At 37.4% G+C, this 10680-nt stretch carries 11 protein-coding genes; 1 reads left to right on the top strand and 10 read right to left on the bottom strand.

Annotated features, from left to right (window positions below):
* Nucleotides 1-371 precede the first annotated feature (371 nt).
* From safA to JOC73_RS12110, 9 genes are all read right to left on the bottom strand, one after another.
* A complete protein-coding gene (gene safA / locus JOC73_RS12150) occupies nt 372-1175 on the bottom strand; it encodes a SafA/ExsA family spore coat assembly protein (protein WP_330613188.1) in 804 nt (267 codons plus the stop codon).
* A 258-nt stretch (nt 1176-1433) separates the two neighbouring features.
* Nucleotides 1434-2213 (bottom strand): GNAT family N-acetyltransferase, encoded by a 780-nt coding sequence (locus JOC73_RS12145; protein WP_204403604.1) that lies wholly within the window; start codon nt 2211-2213, stop codon nt 1434-1436.
* A gap of 487 nt (nt 2214-2700) precedes the next feature.
* Nucleotides 2701-2970, bottom strand: a complete 270-nt coding sequence (locus tag JOC73_RS12140; RefSeq protein ID WP_204403603.1) for a carboxymuconolactone decarboxylase family protein — start codon at nt 2968-2970, stop codon at nt 2701-2703.
* Nucleotides 2971-2988: 18 nt separating this feature from the next.
* Entirely contained in the window at nt 2989-3231 is a 243-nt protein-coding gene (locus JOC73_RS12135; protein WP_204403601.1) for a carboxymuconolactone decarboxylase family protein, read from the bottom strand.
* A gap of 181 nt (nt 3232-3412) precedes the next feature.
* Entirely contained in the window at nt 3413-3598 is a 186-nt protein-coding gene (locus tag JOC73_RS12130; protein WP_204403600.1) for a DUF378 domain-containing protein, read from the bottom strand.
* Between the two features lie 85 nt (nt 3599-3683).
* Nucleotides 3684-4625, bottom strand: a complete 942-nt coding sequence (locus JOC73_RS12125) for a phosphoglycerate dehydrogenase (protein ID WP_204403599.1) — start codon at nt 4623-4625, stop codon at nt 3684-3686.
* 270 nt (nt 4626-4895) lie between these two features.
* Nucleotides 4896-6509, bottom strand: coding sequence for a peptide chain release factor 3 (locus JOC73_RS12120; RefSeq protein ID WP_204403598.1), 1614 nt, complete (start codon nt 6507-6509; stop codon nt 4896-4898).
* A gap of 229 nt (nt 6510-6738) precedes the next feature.
* The gene (locus JOC73_RS15440) at nt 6739-8745 is read right to left on the bottom strand and encodes a S9 family peptidase (RefSeq protein ID WP_204403597.1); all 2007 of its coding nucleotides are present in this window, start codon (nt 8743-8745) and stop codon (nt 6739-6741) included.
* A gap of 228 nt (nt 8746-8973) precedes the next feature.
* Nucleotides 8974-9495 (bottom strand): ECF transporter S component, encoded by a 522-nt coding sequence (locus tag JOC73_RS12110; protein ID WP_204403596.1) that lies wholly within the window; start codon nt 9493-9495, stop codon nt 8974-8976.
* A 297-nt stretch (nt 9496-9792) separates the two neighbouring features.
* Between JOC73_RS12110 and JOC73_RS15435 the strand changes: the two genes are divergently transcribed.
* Nucleotides 9793-9909: a CsbD family protein gene (locus JOC73_RS15435; protein ID WP_330613187.1), complete on the top strand. Its 117-nt coding sequence runs from the start codon at nt 9793-9795 to the stop codon at nt 9907-9909.
* Nucleotides 9910-10118: 209 nt separating this feature from the next.
* On the opposite strand, the gene JOC73_RS12105 is transcribed toward JOC73_RS15435, so the two are convergent.
* On the bottom strand, nt 10119-10589 hold the full coding sequence (locus JOC73_RS12105) for a pyridoxamine 5'-phosphate oxidase family protein (RefSeq protein WP_204403595.1): 471 nt from the start codon (nt 10587-10589) through the stop codon (nt 10119-10121).
* Between the last annotated feature and the right edge of the window lie 91 nt (nt 10590-10680).

Below are 10680 nucleotides of genomic sequence, written 5' to 3'. Positions count from 1 at the left end.
TAGGCTGTTCAAAATACCTTATATTCAAGGAACAAGAAAACCCAGCGAACGCCGCGTATAAATAATACGCAAGGGTGCTGGGGTTTCGCAGTGACGCAGAAGATGATGGCTTTTCAACAGGCGACTAGGCTGTTCAAAATACCTTATATTCAAGGAACAAGAAAACCCAGCGAACGCCGCGTATAAATAATACGCAAGGGTGCTGGGGTTTCGCAGTGACACAGAAGATGATGGCTTTTCAACAGGCGACTAGGCTGTTCAAAATGCCTTATATTCAAGGAACAAGAAAACCCAGCGAACGCCGCGTATAAATAATACGCAAGGGTGCTGGGGTTTCGCAGTGACGCAGAAGATCGGGTATTTTCAACAGCCTAGCAAGTGATAACGCCTCTTAACAGTACAGGCCCACTAGGACTAGAAGGGCATGAATTTGGCTCTGCCGTTACGATGATTTCATCATACCCTTCAAAACTTCCTGCCATTGTTCCATAACCTGTCTCAATCCCTGGGGAATCGGAGGTCTTTAGCTTGACAGAGAAATATAGACCTTCTTCTTTATCCACTACCCAGGCTCTGTAAGTACTGTACTTAGGGTCAAGGTCTGCTGGTGCTGGTAATCCGAAGGTGGCAATCCATAGGGTAGGCTCTGGAATGTTGATAAAAGCAGTTCCCCCTAATACCACTACATCCTCCTGTTGTGGGAATAGCTGTACTCTACAAAATCCCTCTGGTAATGGTATTTCCTCCAATGGAGGAATACAAATTTGTTGCCCTGGCTCTATTACATTTGGATCAGGAATCTGAGGATTTGCCTCAATCATCTTCTGGACAGTAATTCCAAATCTTCTTGCTATTGAAAATAAAGAATCACCTTGTTTTGCAGTATACACTGTTCCCCCTTGACAGAAGGGCCCTGGTGGTGGCGGTGGAGCCACTTCAGCAGGTATACAGATTTGCTGCCCTGGGTAAATAATGTTTGGGTTTGCTACTTGTGGATTTGCAGCTATCAACTTTTGTAAAGAGATGCCATACTCATTGGCAATTCTAAACATTGTATCTCCAGGTCTAACAGTATAAATCGTTCCTCCGACACATTGGGGTGGCTCTGGTAATTGTTGTCGTTTAACAGGTGGTGTATAATTTGAATAATTGAGTTTTCCATAAGAATAGTACACATAACCCCTCCTTTCTTAGCTTCTATTACCATTATATGTACACCTGTAGTTTTGGTTATTAATTCTAATAAAAATGCTAGAAAAAAAGAATCCCTTCTGACTTCCGTAGATTGCTGACAATGTCCATAAACTCTTGTCTGTTCAAAAGCTATTAGATTCACTGACTAAGAAAAGCCAGCTACCGTAACGTATACAGGAATACGTCAAGGCACTGGCTTTTTCAGTGCTGAAGAAGATGTTTGTAGAAACAATTATATACTATTTTAAATTAATAAATAAATCAATTCTTTCACCTATTTTATTAAATCCGATTTTTTGATACATTTCTTTTGCAGTATCATCCTCATCTGTAACAAGATAAATCGTGTGGCACTTCTCTTGAATTGCTCTACCAATTAGATAATGTAGGATTGTTGTTCCATAACCCTTCCGCTGATGTGAAGGAATGACAGCAAAGTCTTCTATTTTCGCAATACCATTATGAATAAACAGATCACAATTTCCAATGACTACTCCATCATGATAACAAATATAAGAATCTACGCCTTCACTGGAAATATAGATTTTTCCACGTCGGTAGCATCTCCTTGTGCAAAAATCTTTTCCAACATGAGCTTCATCCTGCTGTAAATCACAATATAGAAGATGATCAAGCATTTCTGGATCTTCTACCCTTTTTACTATACAACCAGATTTAATTTTAAGTTTTTCATGATAGGATAAATCATAAGAATAAAAGCCACTTCTTGATATCTCTGGTCTAAACTCTAACATTGATAAGATATCATTGTTTAAATGAGCATCAAAAAGAATATTACAGAAACTACTTTTTTCCGATTGTCTTAGCGCAATTTCCTTCTCTATAGCACGCTTCAACCTTACCCCATCCATTGTATCCTGTATATATGTATAATTATGATAATACATATCCTTTAATTGGTGATCTCTAAATCTTATTACATTTTCATCCTCACTAAACTCCGAAAAACACTTTGTATATTCAAACTCACATTCTAAAATTTTTCTATCCAATCGCATAATCGTATGTCCCCCAGTTTCTGAAGCTCTATTAATAACCTAGCTTCACTATCCATCAATAGCCCCTTATACCAAATTATAGCATAAATAGAATATGTCTTCAATTTTATTACAAGGACTATCACAAGGTACTAACGATTTAAAGCGCGAGAAATCCTAGCGACCGTCCCGTGCAGATAGGCCGGGAGAGTGCTGGGTATTTGAAGCAACGCAGAAGATGACGGCTTTTTCATCAATTGCTTAGGCTGATCAAAAGTCGTTAGATTCAAGGCACAAGAGAACCCACCGACCGAAGCGTATAAGTAATACGTAAGGGTGGTGGGTTTTTGCAGTAACGCAGAAGATGACGGCTTTTCATCAATTGCTTAGGCTGATCAAAGGTCGTTAGATTCAAGGCACAAGAGAACCCACCGACCGAAGCGTATAAGTAATACGTGAGGGTGGTGGGTTTTCGCAGTAACGCAGAAGATGACGGCTTTTCATCAGCCTAAGTGGTTATGTCGACCCCTAGGGCATTATTAAACCGATTAAAATAATTAAACGTACCAACTACACAAGCAATTTCAACGATTTCTCCCTCATCAAAATGCTTGCGAAGACGATTCCATAGCTCGTCTGTTACTCCCAAAGAATCTACTGACATGGTCTTTGCAAATTCTAGAGCCACTTGCTCTTCCTCTGTAAAGCCTGATAGGTCTTGTAAGCCACTTAAAAGCCTTTCTACTACTTCCTCTGATACTCCGTAACGCTTTGCCAAAGCGGTGTGGGAAGCAAGTCAGTAGCTACATTCATTTAGTTGCGACACATAAACTGCCAACATCTCCTTGAGCTTGATGTCTACTGTTCCTGTAGACAATACCTTTGAAAGATGGTCGTAGGCTGATTCTAGTAACTCTTGTCTATAGGCTAAAGTCCTGAACATATTTGGGATGTTTCCCCGTTGTTCCATAAAGGCGTTGAAAATATCCCTTGCCTTATCGTCTACTTCATTAATTTCTAACGGTTTTATTCTTGCCATATTAATACTCCTTTTTCATATGTATTTTTTTACTGGTGGCTTTTCGTCAGCCCAGATAGATTGACCAAAAGTCTTCAGGTTCGAGGCGCAAGGTAAGTCGGCGACCGAAGCGTATGTTATAATACGTGAGGGTGCTGAAATACCGCAGCAACGAAGAAGATGGTGGCTTTTCGTCAATCTATCATCGGAAGAAAATCATTAATATCACATACAACGCCGCCAACCCAATAACAATATAGATAAGTCTAGCAACAGGATTTCTAGGGCCCTTGAAAATACTAGCAACAATATCGATATTGAATAAACCCACCAATCCCCAGTTAAGTCCTCCGATAATCAACAATACTAAAGCGATCCAAGTTAGCATAGTGTACTCCCCCCTTATATATTGGTGTTTCCGTTATTCCATATATATGGGGAGGATTCTTAAATTATACCTCTGTTGACTCTATTTAATAGCCCTTTTGTAAATCTACAACATTTAACAGTTTTTCTTTGTTGATATACCTCTTCATGTTTTCTAGAATCATTTGGAATCTTCTTTCGTTTCTCATTTCAGATATCCATGAATTGTGGGGAGAAACCAGAACATTTTCCATTTCCCAGAGGGGACTCTCAGATGATAGGGGTTCTTCTTCAAATACGTCCAGTGCAATCCCCATTAAATGTCCTTCTGATAGCACCTGTATCAGAGCTGCCTCATCAATAATACTTCCCCTACTGACGTTGATTAATACTGCATTCTTTTTCATTGCCATCAATCTGTTACGATTGAGCATATGGTGGGTTTTATCGGTATAGGGTACTGTCACCACCACAACGTCACTGATTTCCAGTATTTCCTTCATTTGTTCTATCGGATAGCATTTGTGAAAATACTCAGTATCTGTCCCTCTAGTATTGATCCCCAATACTTCAACTCCGAAGCCTTGTAGTCTTTTAGCAGACTCTTGGGCAATACTGCCTGTTCCAATAAAGGTAACTTTCTTTCCATAAAGTTCCAACAGAGACGTGTTCATTCTCCATTGCTTCTTGTCCTGTTGTTGGTATAGCTCTCTAGTCTTTTTATAAATTTCCAGCATTTTTAAGACGACCCATTCCCCCATTGGGATACTATATCCACCTTTGTTGTTGGTCAAGATAACATTTTGATCAATTAAAGTATCCATTGGAGCCTGATCTACACCTATACTGGAAAGTTGAATCCATCTTAGACCAGTCATTTTCTTTACATCGAGGGTACTAAAGGGATTATAACAAACCAGTACCTCCACATCCTTCATGGCCTCTTGATAGACAGCCTCGTTTTCCTTTACAATCATTATATCATAGCCCAGGTTTTTAATGTCCTCCATATTCTCTTGTCCGTAATCGTATGTAAATAATGCCTTCATTTCATCACTCCTAGTCAAGTCTCTTCTCTTTTCTCTCTTAATATTATATATCCGTAGGGTGTAAAAATAAACCTATGACTTAAGATCAGTGAAAATAATATATTTTTTAGTCAATAGTTGTATTTGTACGAAAAATCTACAACAGAAAAATGCCATCTCCTATTGATAAAATACATCAAGGGTGTAAGAAGATTACAAACAAATTGATGTAACCTTAAATAAGTTAAGCCTAGTCAAATGACTAGGCTTTTGATTAATATATATAGTTTATTAAACCTTTGCTTTTCTTAAAGAAATATCCCTCAATACAGCATCCTTATTTCTCTCTTTAACCCTTTCAATGGACCATTCATTTTGGAACAATAGTACTGGTCTTTCTTCTTCGTCCTCTACGATTAGGGTATCCATTGTTACCCCGAAATTATCTGGATCGAATTCTGGAACCTCAACCCATCGGATATATCTGTAGGGAAGTTTCTCCATTACAACATCGACACCGTATTCATTTTTTAGACGATATTCTAATACTTCAAACTGTAGGGCACCAACAACCCCTACAATCAATTCCTCCACACCAATGTGGGGACGTCTAAATACTTGAATCGAACCTTCTTCCGATAACTGATTGATTCCCTTTAAGAATTGCTTTCTCTTTAGAGAATTCTTTGCGTAGATTTTAGTAAAGTGTTCTGGAGCGAATACAGGAATACCTTCGTATTGGACTCCAGATCCATCTTCACATAGAGAATCTCCAATCTTGAAAATCCCTGGATCATGGACACCAATAATATCTCCAGGGTAAGCTGTTTCAACCACGACTCTATCCTGTGCAAGGAATTGTTGAGGTTGAGATAGTCTGATTTTCTTGTTCTCTTGAACATGGTTTACCTGCATACCTTTTTCAAACTTACCTGAGCAAATACGAATAAATGCAATACGATCCCTATGGGTTGGGTTCATATTGGCTTGTATTTTAAATACAAAACCAGTGAAGTTTTCTGTCTTAGGATCAATCATTCCATGATTACTATTTCTGGCTGCTGGTGGTGGGGTTAAGTTAAGGAAACCCTCTAAGAAGGGTTGTACCCCAAAGTTAGTCATGGCACTACCAAAGAACACAGGTGTAAGTTCCCCTGCAAGAATCTTCTCTAAATCAAAATCATCCCCAGCCATATCCAATAGCTCTATTTCTTCAATTAATTGATCATGGAGACTATCTCCTAATAATCCCTTTAATTTTTCATCGGATACATCACCAGAAATAACCTTTGCCACCGATTGTCCATGATTTCCTTCACCAAAGACTTCAATTTGCTTCTTTTTACGATTGTAAACACCTTTAAAGTTTCCATCTGTACCAATAGGCCAGTTCATCGGATAGGATTGAATACCCAATACCTTTTCAATCTCCTCCATTAATTCAAATGGATCTTTACCTGCTCTATCAAGCTTGTTAACGAAAGTAAAGATTGGAATTCCCCTCATTTTACAAACGTGGAAAAGCTTTTTAGTCTGATCCTCTACCCCTTTGGCACAGTCAATCACCATTACAGCACTATCGGCAGCCATTAGGGTACGGTAGGTATCCTCACTGAAATCCTGGTGACCTGGAGTGTCCAGAATATTGATACAGTGACCACCATAGTTAAATTGCAGCACACTGGATGTTACAGAAATACCTCTTTGTTTTTCAATTTCCATCCAGTCTGAAACCGCATGCTTTGAAGCTCTTCTTGATTTTACTGACCCTGCTAGACGAATGGCACCCCCGTATAATAGCAACTTTTCGGTTAGGGTGGTTTTCCCTGCATCAGGGTGAGATATAATTGCGAAGGATCTTCTTCTATTTACTTCTTCAACAAAACTAAAGACTTGTTCTGACATTTTACCTCTTCCTTTATATAAAATATTTTATGATTATTTAAGTACACCTTTTTGATTTTATCTTTTTATTCCTTTTCTGTCAATTCTCAAAGGTTTAATATTCTCATTATCTCCTGTATTATTGGTAATAATAAGAAAATCATTCTAGATAAATATAAAACACCCTGCACAACCCTTCTGGGCTTATGCAAGGTGTTTTAGAGACTTATAAAATGATTTATAAATTATCCTATTCAGCCTTTAAATATTGATTGAACCAGTTTGTGATTTCTTCTAGTCTTCTAATTCTATGCTTTGGCTTACCGCTACGGCTTAGCTCATGATTTTCTTCTCTAAACATACACATTCTTGAAGGAACTCCATGGAATTTTAACGCCGTAAACATCTGCATACCCTCCACGACCCAGCAACGATAGTCGGCTTCTGCATGAATAAATAAAGTTGGTGTTTTTACCTTGTCAGCATAGGCCAATGGAGAATGTTTCCACAATTTTTCTTGGGTATTCCAAGGCGTGGCAGTGATTTGATCATCAGCAAAAAAGTATCCGATATCTGTTGTACCAAAGAAGGAAGTCCAGTTGGCAATACTTCTTTGGGAAGCTGCCGCCTTAAATCTGTGGGTATGACCGATGATCCAGTTAGTCATAAAGCCACCATAGGAACCACCTGTTACCCCTATGCTTTCAGTATCAATGAAATCACATTTTTCTATTACTGCATCAGTAAATTTCATTATATCATCATAATCAATTGTTCCATACTTTCCACGGATATCCACAAACTCATTGCCTTTTCCATCACTCCCCCTTGGGTTACAGAAAAAGACTACATAGCCTTCATTTGCCCAATACTGCATTTCATGGTAGTAGACATCACTATATACAGTCTTTGGACCCCCATGGATATTTAGAATGGCAGGATATTTCTTGTTGGCATCAAAATCAGCCGGCTTCATGATCCAACCATCAATCATCACATCTTGATCTGTCTCGATTGTTAGCTTTTCAGGCTTGATAACTTTTTTTGTCTTCATGAACTCGTCATTGAATTGACTAATTTTCTTTTCCTCTTGCTCCTCCAGCAGATAAATCTCCTGTAGATTTTGTCCTCTTAGCCCTATGAAGAGAATTTCATCCCCTTTTACAGAATAACTATCAACTGATCCATTCTGACCTGTCAGCTTTTCAATAACTCCCTCTTGGTTGATTCTATTAAGGATAGAGTATTCGCCTTCAGTAGTCACAAAGTACAGGTAGCCCCCCTCTAGTTTTACAGGTTCTCCGCCACCAAAGCGACAATCTGAACCAACTGAACTATTGATGCTATAGTCTAAATCTGGCGTCAAACATTTAACTGTCTTTTCATCTAGGTCTGCTAGATAGATTTTTGTGTTTTCATTTAATCCAAATTTTCCATTTGGTCTACCCACATAGATGATCTTATTGTCTTCAATAAAGTTGGCTGATGATTGAATTACAGTAGGTAAGAAATCAATTTTTTCAAGCTTTTTAGACCCTAAGTCATAAATAAATAAATGATTTACTAGTTCCATCTTATCCGTAAAGAAATTACCAGTAAAAATTATCTTTGTCCTATCACTATTGAACCTAATTCCGTAGACAACCATAGTTTCATCAGTTATGGCCTCTAGCTTATTTTCCTTTGCATTATATAAGTAAAGACGGTTTCTCTTCTTGTTGGTATAACCCCCACCATTGCTCCAGAAGGGAATTTCTTCAAATACTTCATAGTCTAATTCTTCTTTTCTTCTCTTCATTTCTTCTTGTTTTGTAGCTCCATCTAAACCTTCTAAATCCTTTGAGTATGGATCGAAAACAACAGTCATTAGAAAAGTGTCCTCATTTATTTCATGAATAGAGGTTACTCTTTTATTAACTCTGAAGGTCTTTTGAGCTTCTCCACCATTAATATTTATCTCGTAAAACTGAGTAAAAATTTCTCCGTTTTTAGCCTTTTCTTTATCCTTTGCATCCCTCATACTAGGGAAAAGAATTCTCTCTCCATCCTGTCTCCAAGTAAAGTTTCTTTCCTCCTGTAATGTTGTTAGAGGCGTTAATTTATTGTCTGCCCATCTTAGCCATAGATTAGAACTATACTTATTTTCCTCCACATCACTTTCGTGAAGAACAAAGCATGCTGCTTTACCCTTAGGTGCGTGTTGAATATCCGATAAAAATTTAAAATGGGTAAAATCCTTTAGTTCGATTCTTTCCACAGTTTTTCCCCCTTTTGTACTCGCTGGATTTATTTCGAATTGCGAATTGTTTGTTCCATTCTATTATCTCTTAATTTTAATACTTTTTCAAGTTTTCAGTTTTTTATTTTTAAAAATTATTTTGTGACAGAAATTATTCGATATTAGAGGGCATTTTAAAGAAAGTAAAAATAAATAGAAGCAAAAAAGATATGGCCAGATCTCCCATATCTTTTTATATACCTTGTTTTATTTCAGTACAAAATTTTTAAAGTAGTCTGATTTCTTTAACGCCATTCCTATAGGGATAAAAATCACCGCTCCCATGGATGATTGAATTAAGTCTCCTACTAGACCAACTAATGCGGCTGGTACGTCTCCATAGAATATGATATTGGTAATCATATATCCTGTTGCCATCACTGCTGCCCCAACTAAAAATGCTAAAATGTTTCTAATATTGAACAATCCTTGGCTTTCTTGGTCTGCTACAGCTCCCACTATAAAGCCCATAAGTCCCTTAATAATTAAAGTAGGAATAACATACTGATTGTATCCTAACAATAAATCCGCCAGTGCCGAGCCTACTCCACCAGCAATGGCCCCTTTTCTTCTACCAAACATCACAGCTGTTAAAAAAACCATGCTATCTCCTAAATGAATGTATCCTTGAGCAGTAGGCATTGGTACTTTTATTGCCATTGTTGCCACTGCTACTAGGGCAATCAATAAGCCTATTAGTGCAATATCCTGTGTTGAATTTCTTCTCATATCCTCATCCTCCTTATAATTGTATGTACAATGTATCGATAATTCCATATCTATTTTATCACCATAAGAACTCTTTGTAAACCTTTATTTTTCAATGTTTTCTTCCGATTGTACCGATACATTGCGTGCACTTCTTTGTATCCTCTCCGTCAATTATTACTTCTAAATCCTGTATTTAACATCTCTACTTGTACTTTTAAATATTTTGGATTTAAATATCCTATGTATATATCTCATTTTTTAAGAGTAGTGATAAAATATTGGGTTATTTAACCAAATTACAAAATGAGGAATTTAATGAGTAGTGAACAATTACAAGGTAAATGGAAGATATTAAAAGGAAAGGCTAAAACAAAATGGGGTAAACTCACCGACAATGAGCTAAAGGAAATTGATGGTAGTATAGATAAGTAGATCGGCAGAATACAAGAACTTTATGGAAAATTAAAGGAGGAAGCCGAAAAAGAAGTGTAAGAATGGGCTAGTGAATTAAAGGAATGGTGACATAGCAAATACAAAAATAAGTACATTTTAAAAACATTTATCGTTGTAAGCAACAAAAGCCAGAGATCAAGGCTTAAGGCACCCCACTGGGTGCCTTAGTTTTATAATAGATTTTTTTTTTACTTTTTGTGGGGATTATTCCTTTTTCCTGTCATTTGATCTACTGAGATTTTCACTACTAGTGTTCGATTTGCAGCCCTCTCTATGTACTCTAAGCCTTCCTTCATGAAATCCGGACTAAATTTTCCCACCAAAAGCTTAAGAGCTTGGAGTTTTTCTGCCTCTTCTACTACTTTAGCCCTACCAAATACAACCACACTCTCATAGGTGGTGGTGAATTTTTCTGCTAATACGTTATTTTCTCCGTAGACAGTAAAACACACCCTGTTATTCTTCTTGATATTAATGAGCTTATGTCCCTCTACTGCACAATGAAAATAGATTGTATCATCTTCATAGACATAATTGACAGGTACACCGTAGGGCTGACCTTCCTCATCTACTGTTGATAATATACCCACCCCTGCTCTTTGCAATAGCTCTTTTGATTCCTCTAAGTTGATTTCTCGATCTTTTCTTCTGACTTCCATTGATTAACACTCCTTTGTGTATTTTGTAGGGTTGTTTTTGCTCTTTGGATTAAAAGGCCTATGCTCTACTAGTCGAATCTTTGATTTTGGA

It is taken from the genome of Alkaliphilus hydrothermalis (assembly GCF_016908555.1).
GTDB classification, from domain to species: domain Bacteria; phylum Bacillota; class Clostridia; order Peptostreptococcales; family Natronincolaceae; genus Alkaliphilus; species Alkaliphilus hydrothermalis.
The sequence above is the reverse complement of the archived record's forward strand: the minus strand, read 5'-3'. Positions and strand labels throughout refer to the sequence as shown.